14 protein-coding genes are annotated in these 26562 nt (G+C 68.2%); 8 read left to right on the top strand and 6 right to left on the bottom strand.

The annotated features are described in order from the left end of the window. Positions 1 to 35 precede the first annotated feature (35 nt). From ACIA5G_RS39515 to ACIA5G_RS39495, 5 genes are read left to right on the top strand one after another with little or no spacing between them, the layout of a single operon-like run. Complete coding sequence (locus tag ACIA5G_RS39515) at positions 36 to 656, top strand: hypothetical protein (RefSeq protein WP_395932867.1); 621 nt, start codon at positions 36 to 38, stop codon at positions 654 to 656. Between the two features lie 17 nt (positions 657 to 673). Continuing rightward, on the top strand, positions 674 to 1243 hold the full coding sequence (locus tag ACIA5G_RS39510) for a hypothetical protein (RefSeq protein ID WP_395932865.1): 570 nt from the start codon (positions 674 to 676) through the stop codon (positions 1241 to 1243). 15 nt (positions 1244 to 1258) lie between these two features. Then, positions 1259 to 2866, top strand: coding sequence for a hypothetical protein (locus ACIA5G_RS39505; protein WP_395932863.1), 1608 nt, complete (start codon positions 1259 to 1261; stop codon positions 2864 to 2866). Positions 2867 to 2875: 9 nt separating this feature from the next. After that, on the top strand, positions 2876 to 3811 hold the full coding sequence (locus tag ACIA5G_RS39500) for a polyprenyl synthetase family protein (protein ID WP_395932861.1): 936 nt from the start codon (positions 2876 to 2878) through the stop codon (positions 3809 to 3811). Further along, complete coding sequence (locus tag ACIA5G_RS39495; RefSeq protein WP_395932859.1) at positions 3808 to 5835, top strand: lycopene cyclase family protein; 2028 nt, start codon at positions 3808 to 3810, stop codon at positions 5833 to 5835. The genes ACIA5G_RS39500 and ACIA5G_RS39495 overlap by 4 nt, the downstream gene beginning before the upstream one ends. 101 nt (positions 5836 to 5936) lie before the next feature. Here ACIA5G_RS39495 and ACIA5G_RS39490 read toward each other — a convergent pair whose 3' ends face one another. Beyond that, complete coding sequence (locus ACIA5G_RS39490) at positions 5937 to 9218, bottom strand: hypothetical protein (RefSeq protein WP_395932857.1); 3282 nt, start codon at positions 9216 to 9218, stop codon at positions 5937 to 5939. A 443-nt stretch (positions 9219 to 9661) separates the two neighbouring features. Continuing rightward, a complete protein-coding gene (locus ACIA5G_RS39485; protein ID WP_395932855.1) occupies positions 9662 to 12988 on the bottom strand; it encodes an error-prone DNA polymerase in 3327 nt (1108 codons plus the stop codon). A gap of 264 nt (positions 12989 to 13252) precedes the next feature. On the opposite strand from ACIA5G_RS39485, the gene ACIA5G_RS39480 reads away from it, so the two are divergent. Next, complete coding sequence (locus ACIA5G_RS39480) at positions 13253 to 13504, top strand: hypothetical protein (protein WP_395932853.1); 252 nt, start codon at positions 13253 to 13255, stop codon at positions 13502 to 13504. Positions 13505 to 13706: 202 nt separating this feature from the next. Here ACIA5G_RS39480 and ACIA5G_RS39475 read toward each other — a convergent pair whose 3' ends face one another. The 4 genes from ACIA5G_RS39475 to ACIA5G_RS39460 all read right to left on the bottom strand — a co-directional run bounded on the left by ACIA5G_RS39475 (position 13707) and on the right by ACIA5G_RS39460 (position 19999). Then, positions 13707 to 15284 carry a DNA polymerase Y family protein gene (locus ACIA5G_RS39475; RefSeq protein WP_395932851.1) on the bottom strand — a complete coding sequence of 526 codons (1578 nt, stop codon included), beginning with the start codon at positions 15282 to 15284 and terminating at the stop codon, positions 13707 to 13709. Further along, positions 15281 to 15928, bottom strand: a complete 648-nt coding sequence (locus ACIA5G_RS39470; protein ID WP_395933067.1) for a hypothetical protein — start codon at positions 15926 to 15928, stop codon at positions 15281 to 15283. Before ACIA5G_RS39470 ends, ACIA5G_RS39475 begins: the two co-directional genes overlap by 4 nt. Positions 15929 to 16419: 491 nt before the next feature. Next, positions 16420 to 19656, bottom strand: a complete 3237-nt coding sequence (locus ACIA5G_RS39465) for a tetratricopeptide repeat protein (RefSeq protein WP_395932849.1) — start codon at positions 19654 to 19656, stop codon at positions 16420 to 16422. 13 nt (positions 19657 to 19669) lie between these two features. After that, positions 19670 to 19999, bottom strand: a complete 330-nt coding sequence (locus tag ACIA5G_RS39460; protein WP_395932847.1) for a trypco2 family protein — start codon at positions 19997 to 19999, stop codon at positions 19670 to 19672. Between the two features lie 330 nt (positions 20000 to 20329). Between ACIA5G_RS39460 and ACIA5G_RS39455 the strand changes: the two genes are divergently transcribed. Continuing rightward, the gene (locus ACIA5G_RS39455; RefSeq protein WP_395932845.1) at positions 20330 to 23479 is read left to right on the top strand and encodes an NACHT domain-containing protein; all 3150 of its coding nucleotides are present in this window, start codon (positions 20330 to 20332) and stop codon (positions 23477 to 23479) included. A gap of 643 nt (positions 23480 to 24122) precedes the next feature. After that, positions 24123 to 26186 carry a DNA ligase D gene (ligD, locus tag ACIA5G_RS39450; protein WP_395932843.1) on the top strand — a complete coding sequence of 688 codons (2064 nt, stop codon included), beginning with the start codon at positions 24123 to 24125 and terminating at the stop codon, positions 26184 to 26186. The last annotated feature ends 376 nt before the right edge of the window (positions 26187 to 26562 follow it).

Raw genomic sequence — 26562 nt, 5'->3', positions numbered from 1 at the left:
GCGCCACCGCTCGCGAGATTCGGCAGACTGAGACCATGCCAGAAGTCGATCACCACAAGAATCCAGCAGGCGGGGAACCAGAGTGGGCGTGGATCCTGCAGCATCCGACGGTCTTCGAGGATGACGGCCGCATCACCTTCGTCCGTAGCGCCGATGTCGCCGCCATCTTCGACGCATTCGGCCTCGATGCAGCGCAGGCCACACCGCAAAGCCTCACCGACTGCTGGTCACCCGATGGGGCTGCATACGACGGGCGCACCTGTTTGAGGGTGGCCACCTCGGGCGACTGGTCGGCGGCGATCGAGCCTGTCCGGGCAAGCACCATGCCCGATACCGGCGCTTCGACACTGTCGTTCGACAACGACGTCGTGGTCGCCACGATGAACCTCATGGGCCAAGGCTGGATCAGCCACATCGCACGCGGCCGGCTGCAGTTCGGTCTCGAGGTCGGCCAGGCCTACGACGGCCTGGCAGGCGAGGCCACAGCACGGTTCGAACGGCCAATGCGTGAAGCCGGACTGATCGACCGCGAGACACCACGCGACGCCCGCACCGAGTTCACCGCAGCCTTGGCGGTGCTGGCCCGCGAGTTCGGATTCAGCTTCTCCGCTGAACAGATCCGAGGACCTTTGCCGACGGTGTACTACCCGACCTGACGAGGGGACAGCATGTGATGAACGACCACACCGACAGAGCCCAGGCAGCCGTCACCGGCGGCGGTGGACGAGTGAACCGCCGAGGATTCATGCAGTTCCTGGGCGTCGGGGCCGCGGCGTCCGCAGGCAGCCTCGGCCTTGCCGGCACCGCGGCAGCGGACGGCACCACACTCACTGTCGAGCAGCGGCAGATGGTCCTGACCATCGCCCGCACCGGGGCCGTCTTCCCGGTTCCGTTCCGCGACCACGGGGAACCCGGCCCGGCCGTCAACCGCGCCACCGACCCCCGACTGCAGAACGCGATCGCCAGGACGACGCCGGAACGCATCAGCCAGACTCAAGCGGCTGTCGCGGCCATCACTGCCAAGAAGATCAACTCCGGGATCCAGGACGAGATGCTGAAAGCGCTCGCTGAACTCTATGGATCTTCCAATAGCCACGACCGCGTCGCCGTCACCGCGACCGTGGCATTGGCGATCACTACTATCGCGTCGGTGTATGACCCGAACGACGACGGTGCCGCGCATCTCTGGCTCAACGGGCTGCGCCTGCTCAACGAGAGAAACTACTTCACCCGCACCAGATAGAGGGGGACTCTGATCGTGCGCATTCCGTTGGACGTGCAGGAAAAGCTCAAGACCGGCAAGCAACAAATCCTCGCCCAGCACGGCGATGACCCGAACGTCACTGGCGCCGGGGTCAGTCTCCGCCGCCGGGACAACAAGTGGACCGACGAACCGGTCGTCGTCGTCCTCGTCGCCAAGAAGCGGGCCGAGAACCTCGTGTCCCGTCGCCGCCTGCTGCCGAAGTCGGTGAACATCAACGGCGAGAACTGGGGCGTCGACGTCGTCCAAGCCGGCCCGTTCCGCGCCGACACCCTGCGCAACGACTCACCCGACTACACCCGCTCGCCGGTCAAAACCGCGCTCGCCGACGACCCCGCCATCAAAGAGAAGATGCGCCCCGCCCGGCAGGGAAGCGGCATCTCCAACATCAACGACGGCCCCGCCGTCGGCACCCTGGGCTGCTACGTCATCGACAACACCGACGACACCGTCTGCCTGCTGACAGCCAACCACGTCATCGGCCGCTTCAACCACGGCCTCCCCGGCGAACCGATCATCCAACCCGGCGCCTACGACGGAGGCACCGCCGCCGACCAGATCGCCACGTTGAAGCGCTCCGCCCCACTAGTAGATGGCACCGAAGTGGACGCCGCGATCGCCCAGATCGACGACCAGTCCGCCCACACCGACGCCGTCGCCCGAGACTTGATGAGCCCGATCGCCCGCAACCACGGCGCCGTCGGGATGGTCGTGGCCGGCGACGCCATGGGCAACTGCTTCCTCACCCGCATGGACACCACCATCACCGCACTCAACGTGCGGACCACCATCAGCAAACCGACCGGCCCCGGTGGGGGAGCGGCCACAGGCATCGTCGCCCCCGACATCTTCATGAACGTCGAGAAAGTCGGCCGCACCACCGGCTACACCTCGGCCAGCATCGTCGGCCTGCACATGGACATCTACGTCGACACCGAACACGACCAAGGCATCGTCCGCTACGAGAACTGCTGCTGGACACTGTTCTTCAACTGGGCGGGCGACTCCGGATCCATCGCCTTCGCCGGCGGCACCGGAAATCTGCCGCTGTTCATCTTCATCTACTTCCTGCCCTGCATCATGCTGTCCTCATTGGAGAGTTACTACTCCATACCTCTGACCCAAGATGAGGCGCTCTCGGACAAGCTCCGCGACGACTTCCTCGCCAAGAGCCTCGTCGGACGCTTGATGATCTCCACCACCTACGTCAACTCCGAGTACGTCAACCAGCGTTTGGCGTCGATGGAAGGGAAGGACCACGCAACCGAACAGTCCTACGCCAAGTCCTACTACCAGAAATACCACGACTTCATCGCCAACGTGCTCGCCAACCCTGGCTCCTCCGATGAGGTCGTCACCGAAGACCACCTCCAGGACATCGCCGACATCATCTGGGGCCTGTACTCCTACCAGACCTTCACCTACGAGGAATACGCCTGCGCGCAGAACCTCCTCGCCTACGTCCTGGTGCCCACCAAGGGGATGAACCGCCAGCAAGTCATCGACTACCTCAACCAAACCTCGGTTTACCAGACCGTCTACGACCTGATCTCCCAAGTCACCTCGATCGAAGTGGTCGGTCCGATCTCGACCGAACACGGCTGAGGCGCCACGTTGGCACTGGACGACTTCTCCGCACGCGTCACCAACCGGCTGCGATACCTCGCCGCGGGAATCCCCGCACCCTTGCGTGGCTCAGTCGAGACACTCATCGCCCGGCCCGGCAAACGACTGCGCACGGCGATGCTCTACGCCTGCGCAATGCTCGGTTCCCCCTCACCGGGCCGCCCCGAACGCGCCGCCGCGGTCGTGGAACTGATGCACATCGCCTCTCTGCTGCACGACGACATCGTCGACCGTGCCGCAGAGAGGCGCGGCGCCCCCGCCGCACACACCCAAGTCGGCACCGAGTCGGCAATCCTCACTGGCCTCGCCTGCTTCTCCACAGCCGGAATGGAAGCAGCAGACCTCGGACCCGGCGCCTACCGCACCGTCACCCGCGCCGCAGCACGGCTCGCCTACGGACAAGTCCTCGACCTCGAACGTGCCTTCGACGTCGACCTGTCCATCGAGGACTACCTCGAACTCGCATCCGCCAAAACCGGAGAACTGTTCCGGCTCTGCTGTCGCATGGGCGCAGCCGAAGGCCGCTGCAAACCCGACGTCCTCCGCGCCGCCGTCCACTTCGGCAGTCGCACAGGCATCGCGTTCCAAATCCTGGACGACTGCCTCGACCTCGAGGCCGCCGCCACGGGCAAGCCTCGCGGCACCGACCTGCTGCGCGGGCTCATCGGCGCTCCCGTCGTCCTCGCCCTGACTCACGACACCGATCACTCACTGACGGCGCTGCTGCTCGATCCCCGACTCACCGCAGGCGACATCCCGGCAGTCGCCGAACACATCACCCGCCTCGGCGGCATCACCGCGGCCCGCGAGCTCGCCGCCACCCAACTCGACCACGCCCGCCACGGCCTCGACAGCCTGCCCGACACCCCCGGCCGCGCCGCCCTGCGTGGCCTTCTGCACAGCGTGGAGAACGCCCCGGCATGACTCCCACCAGCTACGACGTCGCGATCGTCGGCGCCGGCCCGGCCGGCAGCACCGCCGCCCTCGCCCTCGCTACGCGCGGCCACCGGGTCGCCCTCATCGGCCCACCACCGCAACATCCCGACCGGCAGATCCTGCTCGCCGGATCCGCTGTTCAGGCACTCACCGCTTTGGGCGTCGACATCGCGACCACACCCCATGCCCGGCGGGTAACTGCCATCCGGCTGAGCACGCGCGACGACATCAGCCCGGCCGAATTGGAGTTCCCTGGGCTGTGCCTATCCGACCACCACCTGCGCGACACCCTGCGCCAGGCAGCAATCCAGGCTGGCGTTGTCCACTTTGTCCGCGCCGCCACCGCCTTGCCCGCCGGCGAATCCACACCGTTGCGCCTTGACGACGGCACCACGCTCCAGGCCCGGCACATCGTCGATGCCCGAGGCTACCAACCATCAGGCCCCGACCCCACCGAAGAACCATCCCAGACGCCGGCTATCGGCTGGGCTACCAGTCAGCGTTTCACCACCACCACCACCACCACCACCACCACCGCGCCCACCGGGCCAATCCTGCATATGGCAGTGCCCGCCCAACACGCTCCCCGCGACACGCCCCTAGCCGTCTGGCTGCTGCCCGACACCGACGGCCACGTGACCATCACGGTCATCCACGTCGCCGCAGCTATTGCAGACCCGGCACCGGCGCTCGCACAGGGTCTGCAGCTCCTGGCCCACCGCGGCAGCGGCATCGCCGACCTGCGCCCGGCCGGACCAATCTCGACCGGAGCCCTCGACACCGGCTACGCACCCACCACGATCAGACACGCCCCCCACCTGCACATCGGAGACATTGCGGGGCTCGTCAACCCCTTCACCGGAGAAGGCCTCAGCTACACCATCGACAGCGCCACACTCGCCGCCGACGCTATCACCGCACACCGCGCGGACCCGCTGGCCGCGATCCGCAGCTATGCACGATCGCTCGAGCGCTCCTTCATCGGCTACTTCGAAACCTCGCGCCACGCCGTCCGCCGCTATCAGCTCGCCTGGCGCGTCTTGTCCGCTGCAGCCGACAACGACCACCCCTTCATCGTCAAAGGACGACGCGCGATCCTCCTACCCGAAGGCATCACCGGACTGGCTGACGTCGCTACGCTCACACTCGCTGACGACGATACCGCCGCCATCCGCCCCTTTCTCCTTGCCTGCGACGAAATCCTCGCATCCACCATCCGCCATCAATGGCCGTTCCTCGCCCGGCTGATGCTGACCAGCACCGGCGCGACCGGACGACGACTGCGGCCGGCGATCCTGTTCGCCGGCGCGGCATCGGCAAGCGGCACGCTGCCCGACCCCGACCTCGCACCCATGGCCGCCGCCATCGAACTGGCCAGCCTCGCCGCTCTCGCCTTCCTCACCACCGGCCCGCCGACATCGCCGGACCAACGGGGCATCGACTGGGCCGCCACCACCGTCATCCTCGCCGGCGACTACCTCCTGGCCGAGGCATCCCGTCTCATCGCCAGCCACGCATCAACCTACGCGTTCACCTTCGCTGAATGGCTTGACGACCTCGTCGCACTACGAGCCGCCGCGACATCCACCAACACCCCCAACGGCCAAGACATGTTCGAGACCATCTTCGAGTTCCCCGCCCGCGTCGGTGCCGAAGCCGGCGGCGTCGCCCCTGCCACTGGTGCTCAGTTACGCGAATTTGCCCGCTCCACCGGCAGCGGCTTCCTCCACACTGAAGAGCTCTTGGCGCTGCGCGGCGCAAGAACCCGTCTCGACACCACCCTGGCAGCCCTGATCAACGACAAAGTCAGCAACCTGCCGATAACGGTCCTCGACGACCCCAGCGAACGCCGTCACCAGCTAACGCAACGCATCGCCGCATGCGCCGACGTACACAGCCGGGCAATCCAGCAACTCGACGGCCTCACCGACACCATCGCCCGTCGGCTGCTCGCCTCCTTCGCTGACACAGCCTGCAAACCCGGCACACGAGAGAGCGTACCGCTGAGCTGAGCCATACAACGGTCGATCCGGCGCTCATGATGCACCGTCGGGCGGACTGCCAGGGCGCCGGTGGACTCAGGCCGTCGTGCGGCCCCGGGCACGATCGAGGGCTACAGGGTGCCGCCTCGTAGCAAGTCCCGCAAGTCGATGCCATGGTCACGGAAGAGCAGGCTGATGATCTTCGTCGCCGTCGCGACCGCCGTGGGGTTCGCGGCCAGGCCGATGGACAAGATCTGACGGATGTCGTCCCGGCGCACGGCCAGCTTCCATGAAAGAGTCGTACTGCGGATCCATTTTTCCAGCACAGCCAGACAGGTCTGGGTGTGGGCTGGCGCGAGGACGGTGAGCCGGTTGAGTACGGCAGCTTCGTTCTCGATCTGCTGTGCGTGGGTCAGCGTGGTGAGGAGTTGCTGCAGTGACCATTCCGGGGCGAATTGTCCGCTGGCGAACCAGCGGCCGAATCCGGCGAGCTCGCCCGCGGGCGCTCCAGCCCGGACAGCGGTGACCCGGAATTCCCACAGGGCCATCAGCCGGGTGACCAAGGCGGGGTCAGGTGCATTTTCTGTGCTGGTGAGGTTGCGTCCGATCGTGTCGAGAAGGTCGTGGGCGTCGTGGGTCGGGGCGCGATCGAAGTATCGGCGCAGGAGCCCGCCGTGGCTGTCGACGGTGATCTGGCCCCACCAGAGCTGGCCCACGAGATGATGTCCGATAGCCGAGGTTCGGAATTGTTCGGCCTCGTTGAGCGACGCACAGTCGGTGCGGTCGACCATCGCGCTGTACACGGGCACCAGCAGCGCTGAGGCCTCGGCGGTTAGGGGTGCGCCCAGGTAGCCGTCCCAGGCGGTGTCCATCAGCGGTTGTTGTTCCGACTCGAGGGGAAAGATCGAATCGACGTGCCCGGCAGCCCATTCGGGAGCCATCGACACCAGTTGTGGGAAGTGTTCGCCGTAGACCGAACGTACCGCCCGGGACGGGTCGACCTCGGGAGCGAGGTGTCGGCGGAGCAGGGTGAGAACCTGGTCAAGAGGCGCGTCGGGCGATCGGCGGTGCAGTCGCCACCCGTACGCGATCGCGGCCCGGATGGCATGGGGCCGCAGTGTGGTGTGGGCAAGTTGCACGAAGCCATCTTGCTGCTGTTCCTGGCCGGCCTCATCCTGCGGGGTCGGCTGCGGATCGCCGGACCAGGATTCGATGATCGACCAGAGTCGTGCGTCGAGGTTCGGTGCTACTGGGTTGGGTTGGGCGTTGAGACCGGACATCAGCAGGCGGAGCAGGTCCATCCGGAGATCGCGCCAGTCTCGGTCTGCCCCGTCCGCTGTCTCGAGCTCGGATCTTTCCTCGACGCGCTGGTTGACCAGCTCAGCGAGACTGATGATCGGTTCCCAGTTCAGATCGCTGCCGTCCTTGGCTGCTTCCCACAACCCGTTCAACGCCGCGCTGATATAGGCCGGCGGTAGTCCGACGAGAGCAGCGGCGTCTGCCGACCACCGGTTGGCCTCGCGGCGGACCGCCGAACTGAGCGCACCGCGCAGCGAGGCGGGGCTCAACTGCGGCCAGGGTTCGGAAGGTGGTTGCCAGGTTTTCAGGAAATCGATCAGCTCGCCGGTGGGCATGGCGGCGAGCTCGTCCGCGCTGATGGGGCCCTCTTCGTCCCTTGACCAGATCACGTAGGGCTCGGGGGCCGGCGACGCCGGATCGGGGGCCTCGCCGTACTCGGCGACCAGAGCCTGGTACCGAGCGTCTTGGTCAGGAGGTAGGACCGCTTGGATCGCGGCGAGGCGATCCCGCCGCCAGCATTCGGCACGATCTTGCGGAACTGGCCTGTCCGACGCTCTGGGCCGGGGCCCTTCATCGATGAGGACGAGCAGCCGGCGGAGGTGGTTGGTGTCGAGGCAGGCCGCTCGCCGGTGAGCCATCAGGAGGTACTCGTGGTCGAGGTGCCGGTCCTGCACGACGTTCCGATCGGTGAGCCGGGTGACGACGAGGTCGCACCCGCGTTCGTCGTTCTGCGCCAGGAGGTGCATGGCCAGCCTTCGGAAGAGTGGCAACGGCTGTGAGTCGAACACGGAGACGACTTCAGCGAGTGAGCTCGGGTCGGCGTCGCCGATGGCAGTTGCCGCGTCACGCACGGCGTTGGTCAGGGCGTGCAGCGCGTCCGACTCGGCGCGGTGTTCCTGACCGTCGATGTTCGGCCGCCACCGATGCGAGCCATCCGAGGCAGTGGCCTCGGCGTTGCCGTGGACCCGGTCGCGGCGAATCCCGTCGGCGAGCAGCTCACACAGCATTGCCAGTGCGGCGGTTCCGGCGGTGTCGACGAGCGCAGGGACGTGGTCCCGGAGGATGAGAGCGTACTCGTAGGCGTCGCTCGTGCTTGATGATCCGCGCTCGGGCACCTGGCCGAGCAGGACCCGGGCCAACGTCATGGCGTCGTCGACCTGACCGCCGGTTCCCAGGTGGACAACGAGCGCCCCGGCTTGGTGGGGGACCAGGAGACCGAACCGGCCCTTCGCGGCTTCGATGACCGCCGGAACCAGCCGTGCCGCGAGAGGCGTGGGGACTGCGAGGCCGATTTCGATCAGATCATGCTGTACCCGGTTGTTTTCCGTGGCCGGTATGGCCAGCGCCGTCGCCACCACCTCCTCGGGCGCGTCCGCGGCGATCCGCGCCAGATACTCCGACTCCGGCCAGCCCGGAACCATCAGCATCCCTGACTCGGCGTCCACCTCCGGCTGAGGTGGCGCGGTGAAGAACCCTTCGTCGCGCAGCGGGCCAAGCCACCCGGCCGAAGCACGCGAGAAAAAGTACGTCGACACCACCGTGGTGTGTGGGAACCGCTGCCGGAGCATGCGGGCGGCGGCACGCGAAGGCACCGGCTCGGCCAGGAGCGTGTCCAGACGTTCAAAGACCTGCAGGTAGCGTGCCTCGAAACGATCCATGACCGCGTCGAGAACCTGTTCGAACCGATCGACGAAGTCCAGGAACTCGTTGTCCGCTGGCCGAGGTGGGTTCAACCCCGGACGGTGAGCGCGGCTGGGGAGACTACCCGGCTCCGGTCCTGAAAGAGCGAGCCAAAACTCCGCTACGGCGTCGTCGCGGGCGATACCCAGGTCGACCAGCGTCGCGACGATCTTCGTCCGATGCCTGCCCTTGCTGTCGCCAGCCTGCACGTTGACCGGTTCCAGAACCGCGCGGACCGCGCTCTCGACCTCGCGCAGCGCATGCGCGACGAGATGTGTCACCGTGTGCAGCTGCGGGGTCGCGTACAACATCCCACACGCGTCGAGGAAGAACGCTTCGGCACCCAGGCCGACCTGCTTTCGGAGCCAGTGCGCGATCCGCTCTTGGCGAGGCGACAGGTCTTCGGCGGGTAGCATCCGATTCACCGACGTCATCGTATAACCGGCAGGGTTGTCGCCCGCAGGGCTGTCATCACATAGCGGGCTGAACTCCGGGTGATTCACTCTCCCGGTCCGACGCGGTAGCGATCGACCACCAATTCGGGTGGACGACAACGTCCGCGCATTAGCCAACAACGCGGTCGGAGACGAGCACTGGGACTTCGACGACTGACTGAGGCGAGGGTGAGGGTCCGGTCTGACCGCCTGCCAAGCCGACGGTCAACGGTCACGCTCTAACCAGGTCCACAAGCAAAGGGTGGTATGGAGCCGGTATCGATGGCTGTACATCTGGGTCATGCCGTAGTGGGTGAGGTAGTGGCTGCGCAGACACAGCACCGGGCTGCCGAGTGCGCGGCGAATGGGCAGGAGTTCGCCGAATTCGCCGCGGTCTCCAGAGCGCGGGCCACCCACGACAGGTTGGCTGGTCATCTCCGCGGTTAATGGAAGTCGCGAGACGGGCCCGTGGCCATGGTCAAGTCGAGGTGCTCCAGCCGGTCAGCCACGAGGGTGACCACGCCCTCGCTGGCCTGCACCTGGCCTCGGATGAGCAGGGCGGCGCTGGTGCGGGCGACCAGCCGCTGCCGTTGCCACAGCCCGGGCGAGACGAGGACGTTGGCCATGCCAGTCTCGTCTTCCAGGTTGAGAAAGGTGATCCCGCCGGCCGTCGCGGGCCGCTGGCGGTGGGTGACAGCGCCGCCAACCCACACCCGCGTCCCGTCCTCGGTCCGCATGAGTTCGGCGACCGTGATCGCGCCGCGCGTGGTGAGCAGCTCGCGCAGGTACTGCATGGGGTGGCTGTCTGGGGAGACGCCGGTGGCCCACAGGTCTGCGGCGGTGACTTCCAGCCGCGTCATGCCCGGCAGTGCGGGCGCGTCAAGACCTGGGGCGAGGCCGGGGAGGTGTCCGGCCCGGGTGGCCGCAGCCGCGCCGGCCGCCCACAGGTCCTGGCGCCGGTCGCCGCCGAAGCCGCTGAACGCGCCCGCGGTGGCCAGGGCTTCGGCGGCGTTCTTCTTCAGCTGCACCCGGCGAGTCAGGTCGCCAATGCTTGCGTATGGGCCGTGCGCGTCGCGTTCGGCGATGATCGCCTCGGCCACCGCATCGCCGAGGTGGCGGATGCCGGTGATGCCGAGGCGGAGTGCGACGCCGCCGGTGCTTCCGGGATCGGGTTCGAGGGTGGCGCCGGCGAGGCTCGCGTTGACGTGGGGTTCGCGGATGTGGACGCCGTGGCGGCGGGCGTCGGCGACCAGGGACTGCGGGCTGTAGAAGCCCATCGGCTGGGCGCGCAGCAGTCCGGCGCAGAACGCGGCCGGGTAGTAGCGCTTGAACCACGCCGACGCGTAGACCAACAGCGCGAAGGACATCGAGTGTGCTTCGGGGAAGCCGTAACCGGAGAAGGCGTGGATCTGCTCGAAGATCCGGGTGGCGAGATCGCGGTTGAGCCCGTTGGCCTCGCAGCCGGCGAAGAACCGTGCCATCAGTGCCTTCATCTTGGCGCTGGACCGCTTGGCGCCCATGGCGCGGCGCAGCTGGTCGGCTTCGGAGCCGCTGAAGCTCGCGACGTCGACGGCCATCTGCATCACCTGCTCCTGGAACAACGGCACCCCGAGCGTCCGATCCAAGCTGCCGGCGAGGAGGGGGTGGGCGTGCTCCCAGGCTTCGTCCCCGCGGCGGCGCCGGATGTAGGGGTGCACTGAGCCGCCCTGGATCGGGCCGGGCCGGATCAACGCCACCTCGACGACGAGGTCGTAGAACTTCCGCGGCCGCAGCCGCGGCAGCGTCGCCAGCTGCGCGCGCGACTCCACCTGGAACACGCCGACCGCGTCGGCTTCGCAGAGCATGTCGTAGACCTTGGGGTCGGCCAGGTCGAGTTTCCCGATGTCCACGACGGTGTCGTGGTGCTCGGCAACGAGGTCGATCATGTAGTGCAGGGCGGAGAGCATGCCGAGGCCGAGCAGGTCGAACTTGACCAACCCGACGGTGGCGCAGTCGTCCTTGTCCCACTGCAAGATCGACCGGTCGGCCATGGTCGCCCACTCGACCGGCACGATCTCCGAGACCGGCTGCTTCGAGATCACCATCCCGCCGGAGTGGATGCCGAGGTGGCGAGGAAAGTCCTCGATCCGGCCGGCCAGCTCGAGCACATCGGCCGGGATCTCGCCGGCGGTTTGCTGTTTCGTCGCGGCAACGCCGCCCCAGCGGTCGACCAGCTTGCCGTAGGCGTCCTGCTGCCCCGGGCTGTGTCCCAACGCCTTCGCCGCGTCCCGCACCGCCGAGGGCGCCCGGTAGGTGATGACGTTGGCGACCTGCGCAGCGTGGAACCGGCCGTGCTTTTCGTAGACGTACTGGATGGCTTCCTCGCGGCGGCCGGACTCGATGTCGACGTCGATGTCCGGCGGCCCGTCCCGCTCCGGCGCGAGGAACCGCTCGAACAGCAGGTTCCACTTCACCGGGTCCGCGTGGCAGATCCCCAGCGCGTAGCAGACCGCGGAGTTCGCCGCCGAGCCGCGGCCTTGACAGAGGATGTTGGCTTCCTTGCAGAACCGGACGATGTCCCACACGACGAGGAAGTAGCCGGGGAAGTTCAGCTGCTTGATCACGTCCAGCTCGTGGGTCAGCTGGGCGTATGCCCGCGGCGACTCGGCGCGGGTGCCGTAGCGGGTGGCGGCGCCGGCCCAGGTCAGCTCGGCCAGGAACGACATCTCGTCATGCCCGGCCGGCACCGGGAACGGCGGCAGATCGGGCGCCACGAGCTGCAGGTCGAACGCCACCTCCACGCCGAGCACGGCGGCGCGGCCGACGGCGCCGGGGTAGCGGCGCTCGAACCGGCGCCGCTGCTCCATCCCCGACCGCAGGAACGCCTGCCCCGATGGCGGCCGCCACCCCTCAAGCTCCTCGGCCGACCGCCGCGCACGGACCGCGGCGACCGCGTCGGCGACCGGTGCGTCGGTGGGGGTGGCGTAGTGGACGTTGTTCGACACGACCGTCGGCAACCGCAACGCACGGGCCAGTTCGTCGAGCAGGTCGTTGGCCGCGTCGTCGAGGGGCTGGCGGTGGTTGATCAGCTCGACGGCGACGTGGGAGTGCCCGAACCAGTCGACCAGCCGCTCCAGCTCGGCCCGCGCGGCGGCCGGGCCGTGCTCGGCGAGCGCGCGGCGGACGGGGCCTTTGCGGCAGCCGGTGAGGACGACGACGTGCCCGGCCAGCTCGTCTACGACCTCCTCGAGGTCGTAGACGGGACGGCCTTTCTCGCCGCCGGCGATCTGGCCGTGGGAGATGACCCGGCAGAGCCGGTGGTAGCCCTCCTGCTGCCGAGCCAGCACCAGCAGGTGCGACCCGGCCGGATCGGGCTCGCCGGCTTGCGGCGCGGGCAGGTCCAGCGACAGCTCAGCGCCGAACCCGACTCGCACGCCGAGTTCACGGGCGGCGTCGTTGAACCGGACCGCCCCGTACAGGCCGTCGTGGTCGGTGAGCACCAGCGCGTCCAGCTCCAGCCGGGCGGCCTCCTCGACAAGGGCCTCAGGGTGGCTGGCGCCGTCGAGGAAGCTGAAGTTCGAGTGGACGTGCAGTTCCGCGTAGGGCGCCCGCAGGCGTTCGCCGCCGTCGTCGCGGCCGCGGCGGTCGCGCAGGTCGGCCGGGGCGCCGGCGTAGCCCTCGCGCTTGCGCGACCACGCCGGGGAGTCGCTGCCGTCACCGCGGAGGGGCGCGCGCCCAGACGCGACCCGCTCGACCTCGGACCAAGGCACATTTGGGTTGTTGAACGCCACGACGAAACTCCCACCACACCAAGATCGCCGTGGGAAGTCAGCGACAACAGATCGAACGTATGTACTACGGTTGTGCGTGTTGAGCTTGAGGGGTGCGGCGCGGCCTGTCAACTCGGCGGTGATGCCAATAACAGCTGGCAGCGGGCGACACGCGGGGTCCGGCTGTGCCTGTTCGCGCTAGATCTCGTGGTCAACTGTACGATGGGTAATGGGCCAGAAGGATGAACTGCCGAGTCGGCTTGAGCGAGTGGTGGAGGGGACGAGATGTCGGGCACAGCGCCGAAGCCGGACTCGGGGGAGAAGCCGAATCTGGCCGGGGCGAAGGCGTTCGCAGCGTTCAGCGGCGATGATCGGTGGTACATCCTCGCCGACGGTGAGACGGTTCGTTACCAGCGTGCTGATGGCACCTTCGTGCCGGAGTACGACGAGAAGGGCGCGCGGCGGCTCACGATCCTGACGGCGTCGGTGTTGCGTCGCGGCACTGAAACCTGGCACGAAGTCCCGCTCGACGAGTAGGAAGCGCCGAGCGCAGCACCGGCCAATTCGGCTGACAACGTGACAGGCGCACGTGGAGCCACACACTGGTCACCGACGCGTCCAAAGGAGCCGCCGTGACGATCGCCGAGGCGCTGACCGACGAAGGCCCCGATCTGCGCTTGCCGGACAGGACGCCGACAGTGACCGCGTAGGAGAAGACGATCTGGCGCTCGCCGCTGTACTAGTCGTAGTTGCCCTCGGCCGTCCAGTGTGGATCAGCGCCGACGGCGCCCGTGAGCAGCTGAGCGACGTCGCCGCCATCGCCTTCCAGCACCACTTGCAGCCGTGCCAGAGGCCCGCGGTCCTGACCGGGCAGTGCTGGGCGAATGATCCACGGCCCGGCCGTCGCGAGAACCCGGCGCGGCAGCCCATCGCCGATCGCGACCGTGGCTGGCGGGTAGCTGAGTTCGCCGCGCTCGCTACAGCGCACGACGTCGCGCGCCGCGTCGAGCACCGCCGCGACTGGTGGGCGAGATGGTACGAGCGCCGGAGATGGGACGGGCAGACGTCCCGGCCATGGCCGGTCTTCGAGCATCGGGCGCCGTGGCTCGCCCCACGGGACGAGCCGGACCCGCTCAGCCGGGCCGCGGCCGCCGTCCAGCAGCGGAGTCACCACCGCGTCCGGGCCGAGCAGGCCCTGAATCCGCACCAGCGCCCGGCCTGCGCGCTCAGCCGCGTCGGCGTCCCGGCCGATCGACCCCAGCTGCAACTGCAGCGCCTGCCCGCCGACGACCTCCTCCGGATCGAGGGTCAACCGCACGATCCCGGCGCTGGGACGGTCACCGTCGCCGACGGTGAGCCATCCCTCGCATTGCCAGCGCACTCGGTCCGCGGTGGCGCGGGCGGTCAGCGGCTCGGCGCACCGCCACGCCCGCACCCGCTCCTCACCGGCCTCGGTGAGCGCGGTGATCGTCAGCCGGGTGCAGGCGAGCCCGTGCCGGGCGAGTCCGGCGAAGAACCGCTCACCGAGTGTCTTCGCGACGAACGCGGCCTCGTCGACCCGCTCCAGCGGATGCTCGAATGTCTCGGTGATCGCCAGGTCTGGCGGGAGAGCTCGGCGGACCGGCGGCCGCTGTGCGAGGCCCCGGGCGAGTCGGTGGGCGGTGATCGCGTCCCGGGGGAAGCGGCCGGCGACCTCGCGTTCGGCGAGGGCGGCGAACGCGCCAAGCGTGCGCAGGCCCAGCCGCTGCAGCAGCCCGACCAGCTCGCCCCGCTCCTCGCCCGGCTGATCTAGCGCGGCGACCGGCAAGGCAGCCAGGAAGCCGGCTGCCCCTCCAGGCGGGACGAAGGTGGCGCGGCGGGCGGCGAGGGTTGCGGCGAACAGGCCGTCGGCGATCCCGACCTGGCACTCGACGCCAGCGTGGGCTTCGACCTCGGTGATCAGCAGCTCGGCGAGGGCCTCTTCGCCGCCGAAGTACCCGGCCGCACCAGCGACCGGGACGGCGACGATCCCGGGCCGGACGACCTCGACCCCGACCGCATGCTGCTCGACAGCGGCCGCGACGGGTTCGAACAAGCGGGCATCGCGGTCAGGGTCGTGCTGGTGCACCACCAGCTCCGGGCACCGGGACTGGGCATCCCGGCGGCGCATCCCGCGCGCGATCCCGCTGCGGCGCGCGGCCGCGGAGCAGGTGACAACGCGGTTGGCGGAGAACACCGCCGCCGGAGCCTGGGGCGGGGTACCGGCGGCGCCACCGGCGGCGACGACTGGCCAGTCCGGGCACCACAGCACCAGCAACCGGACCGGGCCGCCGCTCATCCGGCCACCTCGGTCAGCCGCCGACCAGGGCGCGGCTCGCCGCGGGCGACGGTGCCGGTCGGTCCGGGTAGCAGCAGTGCGGCGGTCCGTGGGCGCGCCGCGGCGCCGCGGCCGCGGCTGGTCGCCACGAGCTCGCGGGATTGCAGGTAGCCGGATCCATCGGCGGAGATGCCGTGCCAGCGACGCTGGGACACGGACAGTTCGAGGTCGGCGCCGGGCCACGGGCTGGTGCTCAGCAGGACCGCGCCGCGGTTGCGGACTCGTCCGGCCAGCCGGCGCGCGAGCTGCGGCTGCACACCACGGGGCGCGACCGGTCCGAGCACGACCAGGTCGAAGCCGTCGATCAGGGTCGAGAGGACCGCGGTGAGTTCAGCGCCCGGGTCGGGAATCAAAGCGAGCTGGTCGAGCTTGACGCCGAGTTCCGCGGCAGCAGCGACACCGAGGTCAGGCATGCCGATGATGGCGGCCCACGATCCGGCTTGAGTCGCCTCAGCGAGCAGAGCGAGGACCAGCGCCGCCGACCCCGTCGCCGCTACGGTGGTTCCGCGACGCAGCCCACCTTCCGGCAGTAGACCAGCCAGCGCGGGGGAGACCGGAAACGTCCCGCTGGGCGCTTCGGGAGTTTCCGGGCTGGGGGTAGTCAGTTGCGCGGCTGTCCGAACGCCGGGTATCGCGGCGAGTCCAGCCACTGCCTCCGCTGACGCCACGCTGCACCTCCAGCACCACCAACACGCACCGGAGACACCCGCGTGGGGAGCCGCGGGCGACCCAGAACCTCGACTAGAACTTGTGTTCGAATGATGAAAGGTCGTCGCGACGGTGTCAAGCCAGGATTGCGCGGAGTTGCATCAGTCACAACAGGGCGGTCGGTGGGCATGTGAGCAGATCAGCGGCCTCCTGGGTGCGGTGTTACTCATCGTGGTCGGTCCACGTTAAGGCGGTGGTGGCCTGCTGGTGGAGGCGGACCGTGAGGTCGGGGCAGACTTCAACGGAAGCGTCGTTAGGAGGGCCCTGACGACGAGCGTGCGTCACGATGTTGTGCTTGGCGCAACATCGTGGAGCCTTCAAGACGCCTGGCTGGTGCGGCGCGACAGGTGCTGGGCGACAACTGACTTGGGCGCCTGTCGGGTGCCACCTAGGGAGACTCTTCGCGGCGCCTTTGCAGCAGCTCGAGGACACGTAGCGCCCGTTCCAAAGACTCGCCGTGCACAACCGGCCGTTGCTTGGCTAACTGGCGGTAGCCCTCGACGGCTTCGGTGATCGCAGCCAGGCCTTCCTCATACCGACCGAGCTCACCAAGCCGGATCGCATGGTTGTTGAGGCAACTGGCCAGGTCAGGCAGATAGGTGCCGGGGCGTTGCTCGGCGAGCCGGCGGTAGACATCGACGGCTTCGGCGATCGTGGCCAAGGCTTCTTCGTGTCGGCCGAGGTCACCAAGCCAGATCGTGTGGTTCTTGAGGCTTCTGGCTAGGTCAGGCAGGTAGATGTCGGGGTGTTGCTCGGCGAGCTGGCGTCGGATGTCGATGGCTTCGGTGATCGCGGGCAGGCCCTCCTCAAGCCGCCCGAGGTCGTAAAGCTGCGTTGCGTGGTTGTGGAGGCTTCTGGCCAGGTCAGGTAGATAGGTGCCGGGGCGTTGCTCGGCGAGCCGGCGGCAGGCATCGATGGCTTCGGCGTTCGTGGCTAGGGCTTCTTCGTATCGGCCAAGGTCACCAAGCCGGATCGCGTAATTGTTGAGGCTCCTGGCCAGATCGCACAGGTAGGTATCGGGGTGTTGCTCGGCGAGCCGACGCCACGCATCGACGGCTTCGGCGATCGCAGCCAGACCTTCCTCATACCGACCGAGGTCACCAAGCCGGATCGCATGGTTGCTCAGGCTTCTGGCCAGGTCAGGCAGGTAGATGTCGGGGCGTTGCTCGGCGAGCCGGCGGCGGATTTCGACCGATTCGGTGATCGCGGGCAGGCCTTCCCCATGCCGGCTGAGGTCGCAAAGCTGGGCTGCGTGGTTGTTGAGGCTTCTGGCCAGGTCAGGCAGGTAGATGTCGGGATGTTGCTCGGCGAGCCGGCGGCGGATTTTGACGGCTTCGGTGATCGTGGCCAAGGCTTCTTCGTGTCGGCCGAGGTCACCGAGCTGGGCTGCGTGGTTGTTGAGGCTTTTGGCCAGGTCAGGCAGGTAGATGTCGGGGCGTTGCTCCGCGAGCCGGCGGTAGACATCGACCGCTTCGGCGACCGTGGCCAAGGCTTCTTCGTATCGGCCGAGGGCACTGAGCCGGAATGCCAGGTGGATGAGGCTCGCGGCAAGATCGGCGTCGCTGAGGGAAGGATCGTCGAGAAGAGCTTGCCGCTGCTGGCCGACAATTGTCTCGGCGATGTCGACAGCGACGTCGGCGAGGACGTCCGTCTGATCCGGCAGCGCGTTTCTGAGCCTGAGCAACATGGCGGTGCCTGTGGTGGTTGAGGTGACAGTCTGCTCGAGGGCGCGCTGCAGCGGGGCGGGCTGCTCGATGCCAGGCGCGACCCGGACCGCTGCAACCAGCAGCCCGGGATGACGCACGCACAGTGAGGTCAGGAAATCGCCGGCCTGGGGCTGCACGACTGCGTGTGCCGCGGCCCGGGCCGTCACCCGCAGCAGTTGTTCCGCGGTTGTGTCGTCGACCTCGGCGGCGATGGCCTCGACGACGCCGGCGCGTGTGGTGTCCGCGACCAGCCGGCCGATCAGGCGTTCCGCGAGCCGGTCCGGTGCCAGCCCCGCGAAGGTGTCGGGTTCGGTGCCCGGGTAGAGATGCAGCAGCCAGGCCCGCACACCGTCGCGGCGGTCCCGGGGAAGCTCGGCCACAGCTCGAACACGCCCTAAGACCGCGTCCAGCTCCTGGACCGTTGTGGGGCTGAGCAGTGCCGTGGCCGCGACCACGTCCTTCTGCGCTGACGGGCTCAAACCCAGGTCCCCGGCGCCGGCTGCCCAGTGCCTGCGTTCGTGCTGGAGCAACCGATCCTCGGGCGAATCGCCGGTCGACGATTGTGCCGTGGTGGTGGCGTCGAGCAGGTCGGCCAGCGCGGTCATCTGCACAGCCAGCACCGTCTGCCCGCCGACCTCCGGCGCTGCTCGCTCGTTCACGCGGGCCGCCACGGCAGCCCAGGGCTCGTTCTCGTAGCCCGGGACGCGGGTGAGCGCGGCGGCGAAGGCGTGCACCGCCGCCCGGTAGCTGTCCCGGCGGTCCTGGCTCGTGTCATCCAGCACCGGCAGCGCCGCGACCCGGGCGGTCCCGGCCATGTCCTGCACCGCGTCACCGGCCGCAGGCAGGGTGTCGGTCCACCACGCACCCGCGGTCCGGGCGAGCAGCAGCAGCTTCACCGGAGCCGCACCGGTCCGCTGAGTGAGCAGGTCGACGACCTCGGCGAGCTGAGAAGTCCGGCCCTCGGCGTAGTCCAGCACCACCAGCAGCGGCACCCGGACCTCCGCCAGCACCGCCAGCTCGGCCGCACCCGCCCGCGGGTCCAGCCACACCGTCGCCCACCCCTCGCGGGCGAGCTGCCCGCCGAAGTGGTGCGCCAAACGGGTTTTGCCCTGCCCACCCCGCCCGTGCAGCAGCCAGACACCCAGCCCGGGCTCGCGCGCCCACCCGGTGAGCTCGGTGAGCAGGCCGGCGCGACCGTGGAACGGAACGACCGCCCGCCGCGCGGGCAGCAACCCCGCCGGCGAGGGCACCACCCGACCGCCGGGCACCTTCGCCTGCGCGTCGGCCAGACCGCGCAGCTCGACCGCCTCACACCGGACCGCCACCGACCCGGTGTGCGCGGCGAAGCCCGGGTCGCGCAGCAACAACGACACCGGCACCGCCTCCAGCACCGCATGCCCCCGCCCGGCCGGCTCGGTCGCGATGACCCCGACGACCAAGCCCTCGCTCAGCAACGCCGCCCCGGACATCCCGCCCCACGGCGAGTCACCCTCAGGCGGGAACCCGTCCAGCCGGGCCACGTAACGCCGGCCGACGATCCGGTCACCGGGATTGAGGGTCCCGCTCGCCTGCACCACATCGATCGGGCGGTCCGGGCGCTGCACCAGGTTCGGCACACCCCAGCTCTCACACGCCAGGCCCGCCCGGTGGGTGACCGAGCGGCCCCACCCGACATGGCCGGGCACCGGCTCCCAGGCGTGGTCCTCGACCGCGACCAACGCCGCGTCGTCCTCTCCGCCGGGGGTGCCGCACCAGAGAACCTTCCCCGTGAACTCACCCGGCCGGCCCGGGTGGAACACCGACACCGACGCCCCCACCTCACCCACGACATGGGCGGAGGTCAGCACCAGACCCGGTGCGACCTCGTAACCCGACCCCGGCCCGCCCGGACCGGTGACCGCGGTGACCCGCTCCCACACCCGCGCAGCTCCCTCAGCGGTCGACGGGCCCGGACACGGCACCCGGCCCCGCCGACCGGGCCTGATCACCCGCGACCAGCAAATCCCCGCCGCCCGGCTTCTTCGGTGTCAGGGTCAGCTTGACCTTGTGCGTGCGGCCCTGCGCCAGCCCGCCTTCGACGTCCGCGGAGACCAGCCACGCCTTGAACCCGGCCTTCACCTTGGCGTCCCGGCGCATCTCCACCGCGAACTCCAGCTCGATCGGGCCCACCACGAACTCGACATCGCTGCCGGCCCCCCGCGCCGCGGCGGCCATCAGCTCGTCTCGGACCGAGGCCACCGCGTCCACCAACTCAATCTCCATACTCACCACAGTCGCAGCTCTCGCGCGACTTGCAACACGCCCCGCCGGAGACGAGCGACGGCACGTTCAGACGGACAGCCTGCCAACGAGCTGGGAAAACCAACCCCCACCCGTGTGGATCCACGGTGGGTCTTCGGCGAATATTGCATGGTCGAATACGTGCACTGCACCAGCAGACCGTGCGAGGTAGCGACGTTCACAACATCGTGGGCGAGACGTGAAGACCTGATCACAGGCTCGCGGACGTTGGGCTCCACGTCATCTGCCGAGAAGGGCTGTGGGAAGGCGTGGCTGACTCCGCCTGCTGCGGGATTCGGCTAGGTTGGCTCGGTGAGCCTCGAAGTCACGGCGATCGCGCTGACCACCGCGGTGATGAAGGCCGCCGCGAAGATCTGGCTCGGCGACCGTGCGATTGCCGCTGACACCTCGGCGAAGGCCTTCGACCTGTTGGAGAAGCAGGTCACCGGCGCCAACGATCGCCGCAAGCTGAAGCTTCTGTTCACCAACCTCGAATCCCGGGTCGTCGACCAGCTCCTGCCCTTCCTCGACGTCGAGTTCCGCGGACTGCCGGAGAACGAACGCGCGGCGGCGGTCGAGGCGGCGCGCGCGACGTTCGACCGCGCCGCGCTGACTGACGACGACCTGTTCGCCACCGATCTCGACGCAGGGTTCCTCCGCCGCTACCTGCTCCGCACCGTCCCCGGCGTCCCACGCGAGTTCTTACTCTCGACTGATGCGACCGAGCTCTACCACCGGGTGGTGCGGGAGTGCTGCGCGTATCTGGTCCAAGTGACCAGCGCCCTGCCCAAGTTCCAGCCTGGCGCCCTGGTCCAGATCCTGCGGCGCGAGACGGAGATCCTCGAGACGGTTCGGAACGTGCTGGAGGCAATGCCGGAGCGGCGCCATCCGGACGACTTCGCCGCAGACTTTCGCAGGCAGGTGGTGGCAGCGCTCGACCGGATGGAGCTCTTCGGGGCAGACCTCACCGGCCCGACCCGGCTGTACCGGCTGTCGGTGGCGTACCTGAGTCTGAGCGTGAGCGCACACCACGACGGTGTGCCTGTCGACCGGATCGAACAGGTCTTGCCGCACGCCACACGGATCCTGGTGCGCGGCGAAGCCGGTTCCGGCAAGACGACCGTGCTGCATTGGTTGGCGGTGCAATGCGCGAGCCGGCAGCTGACTGGTGCCACCGGATGGGACGATCTCGAGCCGTTCCTGCTGCGGCTGCGTCGGTTCACCCGCTCGGAACTGCCATCACCGGAACGCTTCCTCGACGAGGTCGGCCGGCACATCGCCGATGAGATGCCCTCTGGCTGGGTGCAGCAGCGCCTGCGTAACGGTCAGGCCGTCGTTCTGGTCGACGGGATTGACGAACTGCCCGCTGACCGTCGATCAGAAGTCCGGAGGTGGTTGGGCGAGCTGATCAGCGCGTTTCCGCGGGCTCGGTACGTCGTGACGACCCGGCCGGCAGCGGTCGAACGCGACTGGCTGGCTGCTGAGGATTTCACCGAGGTCTCGCTGCAGCCGATGACTCCGCGCGACGTTCGGACATTCGTTGAACGCTGGCATTCCGCGATGCCAAACGACGACGCCCTCGTTGCCCGACGTGACGATCTGATCGCAGCCATCGGCACACGGTCCGCGCTGCGGCGCCTGGCCGAGACCCCGTTGCTGTGCGCGTTGCTCTGCGCCCTACATCACACGCGCAACGGACACTTACCGCACAACCGGATGGAGCTGTACGACGTCGCGTTGCGCATGCTGCTGGACCGCCGTGATGTCGAACGGCGAGTTCCATCCGACGTCCGGCTGTCCCTGACCGAAAAGCTTGTGTTATTGCGTCACCTCGCCTACTGGATGGTTCGTAATGGCTTCACTGACGTCCCTGCGGAAGCCGCCGAGGCCCGGCTTGCGGTGAAGCTGTCGTCGATGGGACAGGTCGACGCGACGCCGTACCAGGTCTTCCGCCACTTACTCGACCGCGGCGGCGTACTGCGCGAACCGGTGCCTGGCCGAATCGACTTCGTGCACCGATCGTTCGGCGACTACCTTGCAGCGGAAGCAGCAGTCGAAGAGGACGACATCGGGGTGTTGGAACGGAACGCGCACCGAGACGACTGGCGCGACGTGGTGGTCATGGCAGCGGGGCACGCCCGCCCTGAGCAACGGACGACGCTGATCGAGCGACTCCTGGTCCCGGACTCGAGCCCGGATAATGACATGGACTCAGAGACGCTCAAACGCTCCCTGGTGGCACTCGCTTGCCTAGAGACTTCCCCGGAGTTGCGCCCCGACCTGCGTGCAGCGATCAAACTCCGGACGTCGTCTCTGGTCCCGCCCGAGACGTTCGAGGTCGCTGAGCGATTGGCTGCGGCGGGCGAGTTTGTGCTGGACCTTCTCGCCGGGCCGGTCCCGGCAGACCTTGAGTCTGCCGCAGCCACCGTGCGCGCGGCCGCTCTCATCGGCGGTCCGGCTGCCTTGGAGCTTTTGACGGGCTATAGCGGGCAGGTCGAACCCATTGTGGTGGAAGAACTCGTGAAGGCGCGCGAGAGGTTCGACCCCGCCGAATTCGCCGAGCGCGTGCTCGCCGACTGCGTCCTTCCGAACGGCTGCCTGTCGGTGTCTCACCTCGCGATGCTTGCAGGCCTGGAACATCTGCGTTTCCTTGACACGCTCATCGTTGACTTCGCCGACGCCCGAGGTTCACTCGACTTCGTGCGACGCCTACCTCAGTTACGCGACCTGCGGGTGGCGGGCTTTGAGGGGTTCGACCTCTCTGAGCTGAGCGACACCCCGCTGACACACGTTGCCCTGCTCCAAGATGTTCGGCTGAACAAGCACACGTCCCACACATCAGACCTTTCGCCCGAAATGTTTGGGCCGTCTTCAGTTGACGTGTCGCCGCTCAGACGAGTTCCTCGGCTCGCACGCCTGACTGCCGAGGTCGAGACGCATGGCTGGTCGCACTTGAGCGATCTCCGAGACCTTAGGCGCCTGCAGCTCAGCCATGTAAAGCGATCCGATCAGCTGACCGAGTTGACCGCATTAGGGGAACGCTTGCGAGCGCTCGAGCTTCACCGGGTAATCGATTTGCGCGATCTCTCCATTTTGTCCTTTTTGGAGGTCCCTGAGGCCCTGCAGTTCGACTGCTGCGACGAACTCCGCAATATCTCGCAGCTCACCCAATGGTCGGACACGCTGACCAGCCTGCGGATGCATCGATGTCCGGTTGAGGACTGGACGCCGCTCGCCCGACTGACCCGTTTGCAAAAGCTGCGTCTCGACTCGACCGCGCCGATAGATTTCAGTTTGTTGTCAGAGCTGCGCTCGTTGCGGACCCTCTGGCTCGGTGGCCGGGGACAGGTCGACCTCGCTCCGCTAGCACGCCGGGCGAAACTTACGGTGTGGGTTGGAAGGGACACTAAGTTGTTCGGCGAAGACCAGTTGGGCCCGGACTGCAAGGTCAAGCGGTTCTGAATCGAACGCCAGCGAAGCTGTGACCGCGTCCGACTCGCCGAAGGAAGGAAACAGCCGGCCGCGCAACACACCTGCACGAAGCACCCGATCGCGGCTTGGTGTCGCATGTGAACGACAGGCACTGTTAAGCGGGTGGAATCACGTGAGTTTCGAGTGCGCTTGCCACTCGACGTGTCGCCCGCTCGGTACGCGGCGATTGTGCACGCAGTCGCCGGAGTCCTAGATGCCGCCGGTGTTGTCGCCACAGCGTCGATCGTCGTGGATCATGTGGCTTGCGACACGGAACTGAACGCTGGCTTTGACCGGTTCAGCGCCGCGTATCCCTGGAGCGACCGCTGACCGGGCTCGGGAAGCGCACCGCCTCAACTCCACGCGCCAGCGAACGGCCGTCGTCTCCCGGGACCCGCAAAGCGTGACCGTGAGTACCTCGATGCTCAGCACGGCGCAGCGGTCGATCAGTGAGATGGGCCCCGCCCCCGCAGGCGACATGTGTTACCCAGACTGGAGGCCGAAGTGGCACACGGCATTCGAGATGGCACCTAACGTCCCCCGATGGGGCGTTGACCAGCGTGGATCCGGCAGAGCTGGGCCGAACGGGTTACCGTCGAGGCAGCGCGATGGTGATTCGGGATGGAGGCTGAGCATGGCTGGGCGTGCTGCTTCGTCCCGTGTCCCGGAGTGGGTTGAGCCGATGCTGGCCAAGGCCGACGGCGGCCGGCTCCAGCAGGGCGCGGAGTGGGCGTATGAGTACAAGCTGGACGGCTACCGGGCCTGCATGCAGATCGCCGCGGACGGCACCACGGTGCTCACCAGCCGTAACGGCATCGACTTCACCCACGAGTTCGCCGACCTCGCCGGCGTCCTCGCCCCCGCGCTCGACGGCCGCCCGGCGGTGCTGGACGGGGAGATCGTCACCTACAACCAGGACGGTCAGATCGACTTCGGGCTGCTGCAGGAACGCCGCGGCCGCTACCAGACCCACCGTGCCTCGCACCGCCGCAACGAGCCGTTCGACGACGCCCCGATCCGGTTCCTCGCCTTCGACCTGCTCCAACTCGGCAAGGATTCGCTGCTGCGCGAGCCCTACGAGCAGCGCCGCGCGCAGCTGACAGCGCTGCCGATGCCGGACCCGTACCGGGTCTCGGTGGTGCGTGGCTTCACTTTCACGGAGCTGGGCGCCGACCGCCGTACCCCGCAGGACCTGCTCGATCATGTCGCCGCGACCGGGCACGAGGGCCTGGTCGCGAAGCTGCTCACGTCGCCCTACCTGCCGGGCAAACGCCCGGCCTACTGGCTTAAGCACGCCCTGATCCAGACCACCGAGGTCATCATCTGCGGGTGGCGGCCCGGGCAGAGCCGGCTATCCGGCTCCCTCGGCGGACTACTCCTGGGCGGACACGACCCGGACACCGGGGACCTGGTCTATATCGGTGATGTTGGCACCGGCTTCAGTGAAGCCTCCCGAGCGCAGCTGCTCACCCGCTTGGAGGCCCTCGAGCAGCGCCGCCACCCGTTCGTGGTGACCCCGCCGCGCGAAGACACCGCCCGTGCCCACTGGGTACAGCCCGACCTCGTCGGCGAGGTGGTCTTCCGACAGTTCACCCGCGGAGCCGGCCGGCTGCGCCACACCGCCTGGCGTGGCCTGCGTGAAGACCGCAAACCCGCCGACGTCCTCGCCCCACGCGCCCGCGAACGCATCGACGCTGAAACCGCCCCGGTGACGGGGAAGCGGCCGGCACCGCGCGCGGACGAGTCCGGCCTGGCCGCCACCCCACCGGCACCACTGGGGCCGAAGGTCACCGTGCAGGCCGGGAACCGGCGCCTCACCCTGTCCAATCTGGACAAGCAGCTGTATCCGTCGGGCTTCACCAAGGGCGAGGTCGTCCACTACTACTCCCACGTCGCTGAGGTTCTGCTGCCGCACCTCGCCGACCGCCCGGTCACGTTCATCCGGTTCCCCGACGGCGTCGGTGAGGGCAAGCAGCAGTTCTTCGAGAAGAACGTGCCCAATGGCGCCCCGGACTGGCTGCCCACCGTGGCGCTGCCGAGCACCGGCTCCCGCTCCGGCCGCGGCGACGGCACGATCACCTACGCGCTGCTGGAGGAGTTGCCGGCGCTGGTGTGGGCGGCGAACATGGCTGCGCTCGAGCTGCACGTCCCGCAGTGGAAGATCGACCCCGCCGGCGGGCGGTTACCACCGGACCGGCTGGTGTTTGACCTCGACCCAGGGCCGGGGACCTCGATCGTGGACTGCTGCCGAGTTGCCGAGCGGCTCCGCGACGTCCTCGTCGCCGACGGGCTCACCGCGTACGCGAAAACCTCCGGTGCCAAGGGAATGCAGCTGTACTGCGGCATCGACATCGACGATCCGGCGGCGCCGTCGGCCTACGCCAAGAGGCTGGCACAGCAGCTGGCCCGCGAAACACCCGAGTCGGTGACGGCAGTGATGGCGAAGGCTCAGCGCACGGGCCGGGTGTTCATCGACTGGTCCCAGAACAACCCGGCCAAGACCACCATCGCCCCCTACTCCCTGCGCGGCCGCGACCAACCCACTGCCTCGACACCGATCACCTGGACCGAAGTCGAGAACTGCTCACACGTCGCCCAGCTCACCTTCACTGCCGATGACGTCCTCGATCGCGTCCAACAGCTCGGCGACCTGCTCGCCGAGCTCGACGAGACCAGCGCTCCGCTGCCCGCGCGGTGACGTAGTTCGGCGCGGTTGGCTTGCAACGACGGTGCGGCTCGGCGGCAGACGGGGGGCGTTCTGCCGCCGAGCCAAACTGCCCGTGATCGGGACGGTCGGGGGCGTGCCGGACCGATCACCTCAGCATCAGACCAGAGGACCGGACCAGGACGAAATGACGCTCCAGAAATGAAATCACCGAGATGGGTGACGCGCCGATGTGTCGGTGCCCAGCGTGGCGAGGCCGGCGAAACTGCCGAGCAGCCCGGACGCCGAACGGCTCATTGTCGCCGACCGGGTTACAGAATCAGCTGCCGGTGCCTTATCCGATGCCTTGTCAGCTGGATCGGCGTGATTCGCTCGACGCAGTCAGAGTCACTCGCTGTCGACGGTAGGC

Origin of the sequence: Amycolatopsis sp. NPDC051758 (genome assembly GCF_044453095.1) — a bacterium.
GTDB lineage: Bacteria > Actinomycetota > Actinomycetes > Mycobacteriales > Pseudonocardiaceae > Amycolatopsis.
The sequence above is the reverse complement of the archived record's forward strand: the minus strand, read 5'-3'. Positions and strand labels throughout refer to the sequence as shown.

Bases quoted from the DNA above. Each gene is read 5' to 3' on its own strand.
- ligD (WP_395932843.1), top strand. From the start codon at position 24,123: ATGGCTGGGCGTGCTGCTTCGTCCCGTGTCCCGGAGTGGGTTGAGCCG.
- ACIA5G_RS39480 (WP_395932853.1), top strand. From the start codon at position 13,253: ATGTCGGGCACAGCGCCGAAGCCGGACTCGGGGGAGAAGCCGAATCTG.
- ACIA5G_RS39510 (WP_395932865.1), top strand. From the start codon at position 674: ATGAACGACCACACCGACAGAGCCCAGGCAGCCGTCACCGGCGGCGGT.
- ACIA5G_RS39475 (WP_395932851.1), bottom strand. From the start codon at position 15,284: ATGAGCGGCGGCCCGGTCCGGTTGCTGGTGCTGTGGTGCCCGGACTGG.
- ACIA5G_RS39515 (WP_395932867.1), top strand. From the start codon at position 36: ATGCCAGAAGTCGATCACCACAAGAATCCAGCAGGCGGGGAACCAGAG.
- ACIA5G_RS39490 (WP_395932857.1), bottom strand. From the start codon at position 9,218: ATGACGTCGGTGAATCGGATGCTACCCGCCGAAGACCTGTCGCCTCGC.
- ACIA5G_RS39460 (WP_395932847.1), bottom strand. From the start codon at position 19,999: ATGGAGATTGAGTTGGTGGACGCGGTGGCCTCGGTCCGAGACGAGCTG.
- ACIA5G_RS39495 (WP_395932859.1), top strand. From the start codon at position 3,808: ATGACTCCCACCAGCTACGACGTCGCGATCGTCGGCGCCGGCCCGGCC.